At 32.5% G+C, this 13,639-nt stretch carries 14 protein-coding genes; 11 read left to right on the top strand and 3 right to left on the bottom strand.

The window, feature by feature from the left end; all coding sequences use genetic code 11:
• The first annotated feature begins 8 nt into the window (after nt 1-8).
• Nucleotides 9-2,021, top strand: coding sequence for a sensor histidine kinase (locus MYRA21_RS17945; RefSeq protein WP_039330188.1), 2,013 nt, complete (start codon nt 9-11; stop codon nt 2,019-2,021).
• Nucleotides 2,022-2,023: 2 nt separating this feature from the next.
• Here MYRA21_RS17945 and MYRA21_RS17940 read toward each other — a convergent pair whose 3' ends face one another.
• On the bottom strand, nt 2,024-2,785 hold the full coding sequence (locus tag MYRA21_RS17940; protein WP_006261688.1) for a hypothetical protein: 762 nt from the start codon (nt 2,783-2,785) through the stop codon (nt 2,024-2,026).
• 329 nt (nt 2,786-3,114) lie between these two features.
• Here MYRA21_RS17940 and MYRA21_RS17935 point away from each other — a divergent pair, with 329 nt between their 5' ends.
• The 5 genes from MYRA21_RS17935 to MYRA21_RS17915 all read left to right on the top strand — a co-directional run bounded on the left by MYRA21_RS17935 (nt 3,115) and on the right by MYRA21_RS17915 (nt 7,865).
• Entirely contained in the window at nt 3,115-4,593 is a 1,479-nt protein-coding gene (locus MYRA21_RS17935; protein ID WP_006264158.1) for a catalase, read from the top strand.
• A gap of 131 nt (nt 4,594-4,724) precedes the next feature.
• Nucleotides 4,725-5,771 (top strand): tyrosine-protein phosphatase, encoded by a 1,047-nt coding sequence (locus MYRA21_RS17930; protein WP_039330186.1) that lies wholly within the window; start codon nt 4,725-4,727, stop codon nt 5,769-5,771.
• 54 nt (nt 5,772-5,825) lie between these two features.
• The gene (locus tag MYRA21_RS17925) at nt 5,826-6,437 is read left to right on the top strand and encodes a hypothetical protein (RefSeq protein ID WP_039330184.1); all 612 of its coding nucleotides are present in this window, start codon (nt 5,826-5,828) and stop codon (nt 6,435-6,437) included.
• Nucleotides 6,438-6,459: 22 nt separating this feature from the next.
• Complete coding sequence (locus MYRA21_RS17920; protein ID WP_039330182.1) at nt 6,460-7,143, top strand: DUF4328 domain-containing protein; 684 nt, start codon at nt 6,460-6,462, stop codon at nt 7,141-7,143.
• A gap of 23 nt (nt 7,144-7,166) precedes the next feature.
• Nucleotides 7,167-7,865, top strand: coding sequence for a hypothetical protein (locus MYRA21_RS17915; protein WP_039330180.1), 699 nt, complete (start codon nt 7,167-7,169; stop codon nt 7,863-7,865).
• A gap of 76 nt (nt 7,866-7,941) precedes the next feature.
• Here the strand turns inward: MYRA21_RS17915 and MYRA21_RS17910 are convergent, their stop codons facing one another.
• Entirely contained in the window at nt 7,942-8,322 is a 381-nt protein-coding gene (locus tag MYRA21_RS17910; protein ID WP_039330178.1) for a lipocalin family protein, read from the bottom strand.
• Between the two features lie 83 nt (nt 8,323-8,405).
• A complete protein-coding gene (locus tag MYRA21_RS17905; protein WP_006265759.1) occupies nt 8,406-9,902 on the bottom strand; it encodes a PLP-dependent aminotransferase family protein in 1,497 nt (498 codons plus the stop codon).
• A 151-nt stretch (nt 9,903-10,053) separates the two neighbouring features.
• On the opposite strand from MYRA21_RS17905, the gene MYRA21_RS17900 reads away from it, so the two are divergent.
• From MYRA21_RS17900 to MYRA21_RS17880, 5 genes are all read left to right on the top strand, one after another.
• Nucleotides 10,054-10,863 (top strand): hypothetical protein, encoded by an 810-nt coding sequence (locus tag MYRA21_RS17900; protein WP_039330176.1) that lies wholly within the window; start codon nt 10,054-10,056, stop codon nt 10,861-10,863.
• 125 nt (nt 10,864-10,988) lie between these two features.
• The gene (locus MYRA21_RS17895) at nt 10,989-11,318 is read left to right on the top strand and encodes a multidrug efflux SMR transporter (RefSeq protein ID WP_006258431.1); all 330 of its coding nucleotides are present in this window, start codon (nt 10,989-10,991) and stop codon (nt 11,316-11,318) included.
• Between the two features lie 317 nt (nt 11,319-11,635).
• Nucleotides 11,636-12,226: a Crp/Fnr family transcriptional regulator gene (locus tag MYRA21_RS17890; protein ID WP_006264152.1), complete on the top strand. Its 591-nt coding sequence runs from the start codon at nt 11,636-11,638 to the stop codon at nt 12,224-12,226.
• Between the two features lie 102 nt (nt 12,227-12,328).
• A complete protein-coding gene (locus tag MYRA21_RS17885) occupies nt 12,329-12,949 on the top strand; it encodes a hypothetical protein (RefSeq protein ID WP_039330174.1) in 621 nt (206 codons plus the stop codon).
• A gap of 12 nt (nt 12,950-12,961) precedes the next feature.
• Nucleotides 12,962-13,363 (top strand): DoxX family protein, encoded by a 402-nt coding sequence (locus MYRA21_RS17880; protein ID WP_006264150.1) that lies wholly within the window; start codon nt 12,962-12,964, stop codon nt 13,361-13,363.
• Nucleotides 13,364-13,639: the final 276 nt, after the last annotated feature.

The following is a 13,639-nucleotide window of genomic DNA, read 5'->3' as shown; positions in this document are numbered from 1 at the left end:
GAAGTATAATGTTTAAAAAATACATTTTATATTGCTTATTAATCCCCTTTTTTCTTAGTTGTACTAAAAGTAAGGAGAGGCAATTAGATGTACAAAAACAGACACAAGAACTAGATTTAATAGACAAAGAAGAGAATAGTGATTCTATTCATTATGTAGAAACAAGTCGCTTGGCTAAACGTCTACTGTTATTAGGTAATGCATATTATTATAAACAAAATAATCTAGCGAATAAAGAGGATGCTTATAATGAAAAAAATAAGTTAACCTATGAGTATGTCAGTGCTTTAAAGAATAAGGATAGTGCATCACTAGCGAACACTTATTTTGATCTAGGTGAATATTACCAATACACTGCTATTTCGGATAGTAGTTATTATTACTACAATAAATCTGTTCAGTATTATAAGGGAATAAAGAACGTTGAAGATCTTCAAAAAACGTATTTGTACTTCAGTATATTATTAGCAAGTAGAGGTGTTTTTTTAGAGGCCCAAATACAGCTGTTACAAGCTATGTCATTAAATGGATATAATGTATCGAAACATACGTTGTACAGTCAAGCCTTTGTACTAGGAGTGATAGAGTTGGGCTTAGAAAAAAATGATGAGGCTATCACTATGCTAAAAAAAGCTGAAGCATATTTAGACTTAGAAGTACTTAAAAACTTCTATTCAAGGGAGCAGATATTGATGAATAAGATTTCTATTAAAAATAATCTGTCTCGAGCTTATATAGAGAAAGGAGAGTATAACGAAGCAGAAGAAGCGATTCAAGAAGCTTTTAGGTATTTAGAACAATTGGAGAATAAGGATAAAGAGTCTTTTTATTCTATGCTCCTGCATACGAATGCATCACTTCAGCTAAAGAATAAAAACTATGATTCTGTAATAAGTTATATCGTGGAAGCGATGGATCATAGTCTAACTATAGGTAACTATCATGCTTATAATCTGAATAAAATACTATATGCTGAATATCAGTTAGAAAGAGGAGAGCTTGTAAATGGGGTTAAATTATTAGAAGAGGTCCTTTCCTCTGCTACTCAATATGATGATCTAAGAATACAGAAAAAGGCAATCGAATTACTTATGATGTATGATAAGATTGACTCTAAATCTAACTTTTATCATTATAAGCAGATTAATGAATTGATAAATAAGGATATCAATGCTGTAAGAAGTAAGTTCGCTAGACTAAAATATGAATCAGATTCGCTTATTCGATCTAATCAGATTTTAAAAGATCAGAATAATCTCATTACTTATGCGAGTATAGCACTTATTTTTAGTTTTATTGGAATACTATGTGTTATTTTTTATAGAAATAAGGCAAGGGAAATAGCTCTGGTGCAAATGTATCAAAAGGATACAGAAAAGTATTATGATTCTATTATCCATATTCAGAATAGTATAACAAGAGCGCAAGAACTCGAACGTAAGAAGTTTGCAAAAGAATTACACGACGGAGTATTGAACAAGTTATTTGTTACTCGATTTTCTCTTCTTCAATTAGAAAGTGATAATCTAGAGTTTGTCAAAGAATCTTTAGTTAAGGAAGTACAAGAGGTAGAGCGTTTTATTAGAAATAGTTCTCATGCGCTGTATAATGAAGAGAAGTTTTTAGTTAGTAATTTTGGACAGCTTTTAGAAGAGCTAGTTTATTTACAGAATAGAAATGTCAGTACAGTTTTTAGTATTGAAATAGATTCTAGGGTAGAGCTAGAAAAGTTAAACCATAAGGTAAAAGTGAATATCTATAGAGTTCTTCAAGAGGCACTTCAAAATGTACAGAAGTATGCCGTAGCTAAAAAATGTAAATTGGTAATAGAATATCTATCAGATCAATATTTTCGAATTGAAGTTATTGATAATGGTAAAGGATTTAATCTCAAATCGGTTAAGCGAGGATTGGGAATTAAAAATATGGAAGAACGACTTCGAGGAGTGAATTCAAAACTCATTGTAAAGAGTAAAAAAGGAATGGGTACTTCTATCTCTTTTTCTATTCAAAATAGGTAAATCTATAACTTGTATATCATCCAGATATTAGGTTCTGTATAATATCCTTTGTTAAGCTCAACGTTTACTCTAAGCGTAGTTAATCCCATAGGTAAAATGTATTCTCCAGAAGACTGAAAAGTATACCCAGTCCATTTTTCCCATTGAAGAATAGTACCTTCGACGTAGAATGAGGTAGTGCAGACACCTTGAATAATAGCTCCATTGATTACGTGTTTTCTAATTTCAATATCGTATGGTAATCCCGAATTATTAATCCATTGAGAATAATTCATTATATCTTGTAAGGGATAATGTTGTTTCATCTTAGGTCTTATGGGACAGATAATGTTTTGATATTCTTCTTGAGTAGCATAAAGCTTTAGGTTGTTTATTACATATTGGTGTACTTCATTTTCAGAATAAGACTTATTCGTAAAAATAGATAAGCAACACAGAGTATTTGGTTTTAGGATACGTTCATGGTCGGCAAATGATTTCTCTAATGCCCATCTCCACCCTCCATCTGAGAGTTTAGCGAACTCTGTTTTAGTTAAATGTAAAGGCACACAATGTATAGTTGCAACAAGGTTATTATTCTCTAGTACTATAAATTGCTGACTAGAAAATACTTTAAAAATAGAATTCCAATATTTTACTTTGCCACTGTCTGCCTGTAAGTATTGTGGTAAGTTACTTAGTTCTTTAATTTTTTGTACTAAGTTATCTTTCTGAACTGAATTTAATTGATCAAAACATATAAAGCTAAATTCTGCTGTATTCATTGTGTGTTGAAAATTACCATTTGCTAAGAGTTAGAAAGATACTGCATTTACAGAGATAAATATATTTTAATTGAAATTATTATTAACTATTTTATAATCAGAGAATAAAGTTAATAAGCTAAAAAAAACGTATTTTTAGATATAGAAATGGCTTAAAATTTGAGTGCACTAAATAAACATAGGTATTGAAAAGAGTTATATGTTTTTTAATAGTGATAGATTTTATCAATACATATATTGATTCAAAGTATGCTAAAATCTAGTTATCAGTGGATTATAGCTGTAAGTTTGTAAAAGAAAAAGAGAGATAAACGACAAAAATAATAATTATGAAAGAACAGAAATTGACAACAGCTTCAGGTAGACCTTATGTAGATCATGAGGATTCATTAACAGCAGGTGCTAGAGGTCCTGTATTACTAGAAGATTATATTTTACATGAGAAGTTAGCTCACTTTAATAGAGAGCGTATTCCAGAGCGTATTGTACATGCAAAAGGTTCAGGAGCTTATGGAACATTTACAGTAACAAATGATATCACGAAATATACTAAAGCTAAATTATTTAGTGAAGTAGGAAAACAAACAGACGTTTTTGTTAGATTCTCTACTGTAGGGGGAGAGAAAGGGTCTGCTGATTCAGAGCGTGATCCACGTGGTTTTGCAGTGAAGTTCTATACAGAAGATGGTAACTGGGATTTAGTAGGTAATAATACACCAGTATTCTTTATTAAAGATGCTAAGAAATTCCCTGACTTTATCCATACTCAAAAAAGACACCCAGGTACTAACCTAAAATCACCTACTATGGTATGGGATTTCTGGTCATTAAACCCTGAGAGTTTACACCAAGTATTGATCTTGATGTCTGATAGAGGTACTCCATTTGGATTTAGACATATGAATGGATATGGTAGCCATACCTTCTCTATGATTAATAGCGAGAATGAAAGAGTATTCGTGAAGTTCCACTTTAAAACAGCTCAAGGAATTAAAAACCTTACAGGGCCAGAAGCAGACCAAATGAGAGCGACTGATATGGACTATGCACAACGAGATCTATATGAAAATATCTCTAATGGTAATTTCCCTAAATGGAATCTAAAAATTCAAGTGATGACTGAACAACAAGCCAAAGAAGCAGTTGTTAATCCATTTGATGTAACAAAAGTATGGCCACATGGTGATTATCCACTAATCGATGTAGGGGTACTTGAATTAAACAGAATGCCTAAAAACTACTTCCAAGATGTAGAGCAAGCAGCTTTTGCGCCAACACATATTGTAGATGGTATTGGATTCTCTCCAGATAAGATGTTACAAGGTCGTATTTTATCTTATCCAGATGCACAACGTTATAGATTGGGTACTAACTATGAGCAAATCCCAGTGAACCGTTGTCCATTTATGACTAATAACTATCAGAGAGATGGCTATATGAGAGTAGATGGTAATGGTGATGACGCACCTAACTACTTCCCAAATAGCTTTGATAATATTACAGTAGATCAAAGTTATAAAGAACCAGCTCAAGAGTTGCATAGTGTTGTGGCTGATAGATATGATAGAAATGGTGAAGGAGAGAATGATCACTTCAGTCAGCCAGGAAAACTATACGAGATTATGACTGCAGAAGAGAAAACGAATACTGTTGCTAATATCGTTGCAGCAATGGGTGGTGTAGACGGACCTAAGCGTGATGAGATTATCGGAAGACAGCTATGTCACTGGTTTAGAGCTAATGTTGAATTAGGTACTAGAATTGCACAAGGACTGAACTTCGACATCAGTAAACACATGAATTCATAATAGTTATCTATATATTTTAAAAGATCCCATTTTGCTTCTTGCATTTGGGATCTTTTTTTTCATAACCATGTCAGAAGTTGTATTCTAGATTATTATACTTATTTTTGTTAGTAACAGTAATATCAATATTTATGCGCTACTATACTTTATTCAAGATAATATTTATATCAACTTTATTTGTAGGATGTTCGTATCAAACTTACCAACCTATTTCTTTTTCTGATTTAGATAAAAATGATAGTGTAACAGAAAGCAAAAAAGGGTATATGGTGCAATTGGCTCCTGATGAAAAGCTTGTGTTAGGTCAAAATACTCAAGTAGAAACAGAGGTAGGTAAGTACTTTGTGCATACTAATGAAAGACAAGTATTTCCCGTTATTTCTAATCATGATACTGTGTATCGATCAAATAGGCATATTGAGTTTAAGAAGGTTCACAACTTTCGTGATATGGGAGGGATTAGAAATAAAGACGGAAAACAGGTCATATGGGGGCATTTCTTTAGAAGTGGACACCTCTCTAAGCTAAAGGAGAAAGAATATACTAAACTTGAAAATCTAAATGTCAAAACAGTTATAGACTTGCGTACGGATAAAGAAATAACGAAGAAACTAGATAGAATACCTGAGGGCGTAACGTATAAGAATGTACAAGTGTATGACGATTCTGAGGATATGTTCTCTAAGACTAAAAAGGATGTACTTAAGGGAAGAGTGACTCCTGTACAGGCTGATAGCCTAGTGATGGAGTTTTATAAACTGTATATGACAGAGAACCCACAGTTAGTTAGAGAGATAATGGATGACGTTTTTGAATCAAAAGAAGCAGTGTTGTTCCATTGTTCTGCAGGTAAAGATAGAACAGGTATGATAGGAGCTATGATACTTAGCATCTTAGAGGTAGAGAGAGAGACTATCATTTCTGAATATATGTTATCTAATAATTATAGAGTAAGTGAAGTAGAGGGAAGAATGAAGCTTGCTAAAGTAGGCAAAGTAATCTTTCCGAAGATTAACTATCAGGTTATAGAGAACTTTTCTTGGATTAAGCCTATTTATATTCAAGCGATGTTTGAAGGAATAGAGAAGGAGTACGGTTCTGTTGATAATTATATTGAGCAAGGACTCAAAATCAGTAAAGAGAAACGAGCTGAATATATTCAGAAATTTACGTACTAGTTATTTTGTGTTCACTTTCAATTGTTTTAATTTAGAGAAATTAAAAGGAGAATTATGTATAGAATAGTATTTACTATGGTAGCCTTGCTTAGTGTAACAATTATGTGTGCACAGGAGCAATCTTTTAGTCAGAAGATAGGTCAATTAATGGAGTTAGTTACAGAGGAGAATGTTGATAATAGTCAAGTAAGAGAAATATTAAAGACCTTAGCTATTGCTCCTAAAGAGATGAAAGAAGGAGCTATGGATTACAGTATATATGATAATTATGAAGGAGATACCTTGTATTATATTCCGTATAAAACTGCAGAAGAATCTCGTTTTTCTGTTGAGAAACTAAAACAGGGAGAGAAGTTGTTCTATACTCTTCAGTTTTTAATGCAAAGCACATATACCAAAGATGCCAAAGGCAAAGTAGAATTTGCAGACCCTACATATCTATATAATACAACGATAGAAGAATTAGAACCTTACTGTACTACACCTATGAAGTATAAGAATGGTAGAGGTAACAGTCCTGATTCTCCCTTGCTTAGCTGTGTTTATACTAACCCTAAGAGCAAAAGAAAACTAATGTACTGGGTAGTATGTGAGAATAAAATAGGAGACACAAAGGGAAATACAGTAAAAGAAATAAAGATTCAGAGTCAAGAACTTTGGAGATAAACTATAAATACAAATTAGAGATATGCTATTATCTAATGTAAGTAGAGGAGACGCCTTAATGGTCGCAATTAAGTTATTGATTATATCATCTGTAGCAAGCTTGAACTGTTTGCTTATTCAGCACAATATATATACTAAAGCGAATCTAGGAGTACAGTATATCAATAAGGACCTAGTAAGATTTGAGACTATAAATTTTATCGTAACGATATTGAATATTGTAGCAGGGGCCTTTTTTCTTATTGTATTTATTGTATGGTTTTATAGAGCTTATGTGAATATGCAGTCTTTAGACACTCGTCTTCATGATTCTAAATATTGGGTGGTCTTTGGATGGTTAATACCTGTTTTTAATCTAGTGATGCCATATCGTTTATTAAATAAGATGACGATCAGTGCGGTATCGTATATACATAAGAATACGACTACGAGATTACAGAAGTTTAGGTCTTATTGGATTTTATTGATTTGGATTAGTTTCTTATTGATCTATTTGTTGCGTATCTATCAGTATAGTATGGCTACGAGAATAGATGTTATGTATATTATCGAACTAGGGATAATCATTAATGCACTATCGTTACTTACTTTATTTGTGTTCGCTTCATATTTTAATTTCTATAGAAAGATGGAAGCCCTAATCTATAAGTTAGAGCATGAAAACAAAGAGGAGAATGCAAACTGTATTGAACTAGTAAGAGAATAAAATACAACTCTTAAACTGTTTTTATGTCAGGGAAACAAGTTTTTTTACAGTTTATTCAGAATATCAGTACACCTTATCTACATGAAGGCTTTGTAGCTACTCAGAAAGGTCTGATATTAAAACAACGAATAGAATCATCAGATTTTGAGTTAGTATTGAAGTTTCATGCTATTCAGAGCGAAGTGAAAACTAGTGTACAGTTATCATGCCTTGTCATGGTGGTGTCAGAACAGTTAAAAGCATGGAGGTTGCAGAAGTACAGAAGTAAGGATTTGGCAGTAGATACTGTTTTTATAGCTAATCTTAATGATGTTATTCCTGCTCTCCCGAAGAAGTTTAGTTGGGAAATTAACTCCAAAAACATTGATGATCAAACAGCTGTTTTCAGTGAGCTTCTTTCTACTTATGTGAATCCTATATTTGAGCAGTTTAGAAATAGAGAGGCACTGATAGCTTATACTATTGAACAAGGGTGGAGATTTAATGTAAATATGTCTCCTAAGCAATTTGTTTATCCATTAGATTTTATGGCATGTTTTGCTTCTTATGAAGAGAATTGTTTAGGTTTTAATAACTTTATAAAGCAAGAAGGTCTAGTAGGACAAGCTAGGCGAATTTATAAAGAAATGAGCTCACCTAAGTATAAAGGATATATTAGAAGTGATGCTATAGAGGACAAATTATTCCAGCAAGCTTATCTACATAAAATACCGATTTGGTGATATATGACAACATAAAAAAGAGAGGGAAGTATACGTTATGATACTTCCCTCTCTTTTTTATGTTTGAAAGTATAAATTAATTTGTACCTACTCTTTTATAGGTAAACTCTTGATTGTTTTTTTCTAAAATAAGGATATTCTCACTACTTGCTTTGATTGTAAAATGTAAGGTATCTCTATTAGATAACACTAGAAGTTCGTGATTCTGTATCCACCAATTCTCATATTCACTAGTCATCATATTTACTGATGTAGCGTCTCCATTCTCTTTTAAAGAAAAACTCTTAGGCTTATTCTCATTAAAGGGAGTGAATTCTGTCCAATCACCAATCACATGTATGCTTAATGACTTTTCATGTTCTGACATTTCAGGAAGTTTAAAGCTCTCTTCCTTTTTACAGCTATAAAAGGCTACTCCACATAATATTATAAAAATACTAGTCTTAAATGTTTTCATATTAATTGTTAAAATTAGGAAATACTAAACAAATATAGTGATAAAAATTAAATATGGGTATTTAAAATAATGTGAATTGGTTTCTATTTAGAAGGTTTTAGCGCATGTATAGTACGATAAAGAATATCTAGGTTAACTTCCATTTCATCTTTTGTTAAATGACCAAATCCTAATCTCATTCCTGTTAATTTTCTGTCTTGATAGAGTAGGGTTTTAGGTAGATATAAGTTATTTTTAGCACATTGTTTATGTAGTTGCATCAGGTTAATAGGAATGTTCCATTCTGTCCAAATAGCTAATCCACCAGCAGGTACTGTAAAATGAATATCATTATTAAAGAACTGTTGTAATAACTCAGCGAAAGAGTCTCGTCTTTCTTTGTATATTTTAGAAGCTTTTTTTAGATATCTAAAGATTTCGCCTTCTTCTATTAATTCATTTAGTACCTGTTCCATGATAATGTCTCCTCTAGGATCTAGTAATCTCAGGTATTTCTGCATTTCTATTAATACACTTTCTGGTGCTACAATAAACCCATGCTCAAAAGTTGGCGCTAATGATTTGCCAAATGATCCTATATATATTACCATACCATCTGAGTCTACACTTGCTAGTGGTAATACAGGGCTTTTGTCATAATGGAAGTCATAATCATAATCATCCTCTAGAATAATAAAACCATACTTACGTGCTAAGTTGAGAAGTTTTACTCTGCGCTGTGCACTTAGTGTTACAGTAGTAGGGTAGTGATGATGAGGTGTTAAATACAGCATACGAATAGTATGAGATTTACACAGTTCTTCTATAGCTTGTACATCTATACCATGCTCATCTACAGGTACTGTTAGTACATGAGCTCCAGTTTCTTGAAATGTCATATTACTAGAGTAGTAGCTCAGCTTAGCTACGATCACTTTATCACCAGGAGATAGTAGTACTCTACAAGCGATGTAGATACTCATTTCGGTATTACGTGTGATCAGTATATTATTCTTACTGATATGTAGTCCTCTAGATAGGTTTAGATAATTCGCCATATTACTTTTGAATGGGTAGTTATCCTCACTTTTTATATTGTATAGTTTTTTTCGATTGCTTTTTCTTTTGAGGTTAGCACTATAGAAAGAAGATAGTTGACTCAGTTGGCTTATTCTTGTATCTGTCGTACCATCATTAAACATATAGTCACAATGATTTGTCTCATAAGGAGAATCTAGCACATTATTGACTTGAAAGGAATATCCTGGTTTACTTGGATATTGTTGAATATTCTGATAATCTATATCAGTACTTGTTTTAGGGCGAATAGACTTTTTGCTCAATACAAAACACCCTTTATTAGGGATCATTTCTATCCATCCTTGTGTTGCTATTTCTTCAAATGCCGCGATTACTGTATTTCTATTTACCGAAAGCAATGTTGCGATTGTTCTAGTGCCAGGTAGTTTAGTCCCTTCAGGGATAAAGTTGCGTTGTATAGCATTGCTAAACTGATTAGCGATTTGCATATATACTGCAGTAGTAGAGTTTCTATCTATTTTTATAAAACTCTGATAAGGGATTTTAACCGGACTAGCCATGATTAGAAATATTAAGTATTATCTATTCCAGCAATATACAGTTTTTAGCATATAGATATACTTTTTTATGCTCAATATTTTTGTGAATATTGGCTTTTAGTTTTTGTGTCCTATCGTATATTTATATAATTTAGGGCTTTATTTTATAGCTATGAATGTATCGATCCTTCAGATGGTTAGTGTAGTTAGTTATTCTAACGCATACTTAAATGATCATTTACCAGAGATTTCTAATCAAGGAGAGAAAATCTCTATGTATTGTAATAAAGTGTTATTTCATATTCCTGTAGTAGGAGATAAGAATCAATATACAACTCAAGCACCTATAGACTGGTTTATTTCTTTGAAATTCAGAGGAGTAAAGCAAGTAAAGTTATTCTATCAATCTTTTGCAAAACCGAATACACCAGAGTATATGACAGCAGGCTTTGTAGGAGGTGGGGGAGTATGGATGGTAGAGACTGTGTTAGAAGATCGATCAGAGTTTTGGTATAGCAAGTGGGAGGTCAATGAGGATAAACGTCAGTTAGGTGCAGATAGAATATGGGATGTAACCTATAGACTTGCTCCTATTGACGAATTGCCAAGCATTAAATATGAGATAGAAGAACAGAGCTTAGCCCTTATGTCAGTATTAGAAGAGCTAGTAGCTTTTTGTAAGGTAGAAGAACTTTCTAATTGGGAAACTATATTTGCAGGAGCTAAGAGCGTATTAGAGAATAAGAAACCGTCTACTACTACCTATCTAAAAGATATGATTGTAGAAGGAGGATATACAGAAGAGGCTTTAGCCTTAATGGAAGCTACTGATAGAGCGTATGTATTCGGGGGGATGGGCTCGTGGAATGATGTAGGACAGTTCAGTAATGATAATCAAGAGCAGAGGTATAAGGAACTGTCAGCAGAACTATATGCTGTCTTAAACCGAAGTATTTTAGCATTTGCTAATTCTTGTTTATAGGTCAAGTATAATTAGGCTTAGTAGATAAGCTCCTATATTAAAAATAAATAACAATTTTATTTTCATTTGATAAAAAATAATAAAATTATATTATCCACCTTTGCACGCTTAAATTTTTAGAACAAATGAACTGGATAATTTTAATTATTGGTGGATTATTTGAAGTAGGTTTTACTTTTTGCTTAGGTAAAGCTAAGGAGGCTACGGGAACAGAAGCAGTAGGATGGTATGCCGCTTTTTTGATAGCCTTAGTTTGTAGTATGGCAGCCCTTGTAAAGGCAACTCAATCCTTACCACTAGGAACAGCCTATGCAGTATGGACTGGTATAGGTGCTGTAGGAACAGTATTAGTAGGAATATTTGTATTTAAAGATCCTGCTACTTTTTGGAGGATGTTTTTTATCGCTACTTTGATAGGGTCTATTATTGGGCTTAAAGTAGTAGCTGCATCATAAGTAAGAATAAAGAGTATTTTTTAGAATCTATTATAGATAAATTAAAAAAGGGGCTATCAAGTGATAGTCCCTTTTTCATGATAAAAAGTAGTTGATTGTGTTGTTAATAGTAGTAACTATAGATTAAGACCTTCTAACCTTTGATTGTCTTGCCCTAAAAGTAATAAAGCTTTTTAGAATACAAAACCCTGTTCTTTGTTAAGCTTCATTATAAATCAATATTGTTTGATATGTGATATGTTTTGTTGATAATAAAGCTTTTTTTATCATTTTTATATTGCCATAAAAAGTGTTTCTTTGTTTTTTATTTTTGAGCAATGAATATGCAGGAGCAGTATTTTGATGTCTTTATAGCACATTTAAGACAAACTATTACACTGGATGAACACACTGTACATAAAGTATTAGACAGCGTAGAAATAGTGAAATTAAAAAGGAAAGAGTTTCTTCTCACTCCAGGGCAACCTTCTAAGTCTATGCGCTTTATTGTAGAAGGGAGCGCTAGATGTTATTATCTAGATGAGAATAGTCAAGAGCATACCCTACAGATTGGTATTGAGAATTGGTGGATAAATGATTTGTATAGTTTTTTGACACAGAAAGATTCTCAGATGTATATTCAAGCTATCGAACCTGCTGTAATTTTGCAAATTAGTCAATCTAATCTAGAGCAACTCTATCAAGAAGTTCCGGAGATATCTACATTTTTTAGAATTAAGATTCAGAGTGCTTATGTAGCACTACAGGAGCGTATGCTAGAGAATTTAAGCACAGAGGTCTATGCTAGGTACCAGAAGTTTATTAAGGATTACAGAGATATAGAACAACGCGTGCCTCAGTATATCATAGCCTCTTATCTAGGTGTGACTCCTGAGTTTCTAAGCTATTTAAAGAAAAAGAACTTATAATAAATAAGTTTTTTTACCTAATAAGTGTTTCTTAAGTTATCTTAAGAAGCACGTTCTCTCGAGCTAATACATTTGTCTTATACAAATAAGAATAGAAGACAAATGAGATTAGCTTTTTTTTATGTAGTAATTTTAATGGTTTTTGGGCAAGGTGTTTTCGCTCAGAAATTTTCATATAATCCAGAAGGAATGGTAGGTCACCGTTCTTACTTTTACACCCATACATTTAATTATCAGATTAGCGATAAGGTCAAACTTCAGAACCTTATTCTATTCGATACAGAATATGATAATGATAAGCACAATATTCTATTTATGCGTAATACGCTAGCTTATCAATTTTCAAAAAACTTTACTTTAAACACCTCTATAGGAATTAAGAATCCAGGCAAGTTTGCCAGTATGTTGCTTCAATATCAGGTATCAGGTAAGGAGGTATTGTTCTCTTATGCTGTAGGGACAACATACCAAGCAGGTTTTACACTAGAACAATCATTATTATTTGAATATACCCCTCAGCTGACAGATAAAGTGAAAGGATTATTCAGAGTATCTGCAGTCGGTAATATGAACGCAGAAGAATATACCAGAGGATTCCAACATATCAGATTAGGGGTGAAGTATGAGGAATATAGCTTTGGGGTAGCAGTCAACTTAGAACAGTTTAATAATTCATGGAAACACCTAGAAAACGTTGGTGTTTTTGCAAAAATAAATCTTTAAAATACAATAGAAATGAACAAGAATCAAGACATCGGTTTATTAATTACGCGTATTAGTATTGGCTTTCCAATGTTGTTATACGGAATAGGAAAATTATTTAATGGTATTTCGTTTATCCAAAGTGTATTAATGGATAAAGGACTTCCTGCCTTTTTCGGATACGGAGTCTATGTAGGAGAAGTGATAGCACCTCTTCTGATCTTAATAGGATATAGAACACGATTAGCCAGTTTAGTATTTGCAATTAATTGTATTGCGGCTATGTTATTAGTACAGAGCGCAGATATCTTTAGCTTAAATGATAATGGTGGATGGAAGGTAGAGTTGTTAGGTATCTATGCCTTAGTTGCTGTTGGGTTATTCTTTACAGGAGGAGGTAAGCTAGCTTTGTCATCTGAGCATAAATGGGATTAAATAGAAAAGGTAGAGTAGGTATCAATTTTATCCTAAAAAGAACATTCTAACTATAGAGGTAATAAAATACTCTAGAATACTATCTGTGATAAAAATAGCCTTACCCCTTGTCAATACTCAAGTTTAGTGAACTAATTGATGAGGTATGGTGTAGAGTTATGAATAAAAAATCATTCTAATCGTTCAAAATGCTTTTTTGGCACAGCATTTGTTATTGTATAGATGTAGTATACAATTTCATAGTTATTTTTTTTGAGCGATGTTAACGTAGTTAAT

The sequence above is a fragment of the Myroides sp. A21 genome (genome assembly GCF_000807225.1).
Classification (GTDB): domain Bacteria; phylum Bacteroidota; class Bacteroidia; order Flavobacteriales; family Flavobacteriaceae; genus Flavobacterium; species Flavobacterium odoratimimum.
Note: the sequence above shows the minus strand (reverse complement) of the source record. Positions and strands in the feature narration are given on the sequence as shown.

Coding starts and splice junctions, on each gene's coding strand:
- MYRA21_RS17900 (WP_039330176.1), top strand. CDS start 10,054: ATGAATGTATCGATCCTTCAGATGGTTAGTGTAGTTAGTTATTCTAAC.
- MYRA21_RS17890 (WP_006264152.1), top strand. CDS start 11,636: ATGAATATGCAGGAGCAGTATTTTGATGTCTTTATAGCACATTTAAGA.
- MYRA21_RS17945 (WP_039330188.1), top strand. CDS start 9: ATGTTTAAAAAATACATTTTATATTGCTTATTAATCCCCTTTTTTCTT.
- MYRA21_RS17940 (WP_006261688.1), bottom strand. CDS start 2,785: ATGAATACAGCAGAATTTAGCTTTATATGTTTTGATCAATTAAATTCA.
- MYRA21_RS17925 (WP_039330184.1), top strand. CDS start 5,826: ATGTATAGAATAGTATTTACTATGGTAGCCTTGCTTAGTGTAACAATT.
- MYRA21_RS17920 (WP_039330182.1), top strand. CDS start 6,460: ATGCTATTATCTAATGTAAGTAGAGGAGACGCCTTAATGGTCGCAATT.
- MYRA21_RS17895 (WP_006258431.1), top strand. CDS start 10,989: ATGAACTGGATAATTTTAATTATTGGTGGATTATTTGAAGTAGGTTTT.
- MYRA21_RS17915 (WP_039330180.1), top strand. CDS start 7,167: ATGTCAGGGAAACAAGTTTTTTTACAGTTTATTCAGAATATCAGTACA.
- MYRA21_RS17905 (WP_006265759.1), bottom strand. CDS start 9,902: ATGGCTAGTCCGGTTAAAATCCCTTATCAGAGTTTTATAAAAATAGAT.
- MYRA21_RS17880 (WP_006264150.1), top strand. CDS start 12,962: ATGAACAAGAATCAAGACATCGGTTTATTAATTACGCGTATTAGTATT.
- MYRA21_RS17910 (WP_039330178.1), bottom strand. CDS start 8,322: ATGAAAACATTTAAGACTAGTATTTTTATAATATTATGTGGAGTAGCC.
- MYRA21_RS17930 (WP_039330186.1), top strand. CDS start 4,725: ATGCGCTACTATACTTTATTCAAGATAATATTTATATCAACTTTATTT.
- MYRA21_RS17935 (WP_006264158.1), top strand. CDS start 3,115: ATGAAAGAACAGAAATTGACAACAGCTTCAGGTAGACCTTATGTAGAT.
- MYRA21_RS17885 (WP_039330174.1), top strand. CDS start 12,329: ATGAGATTAGCTTTTTTTTATGTAGTAATTTTAATGGTTTTTGGGCAA.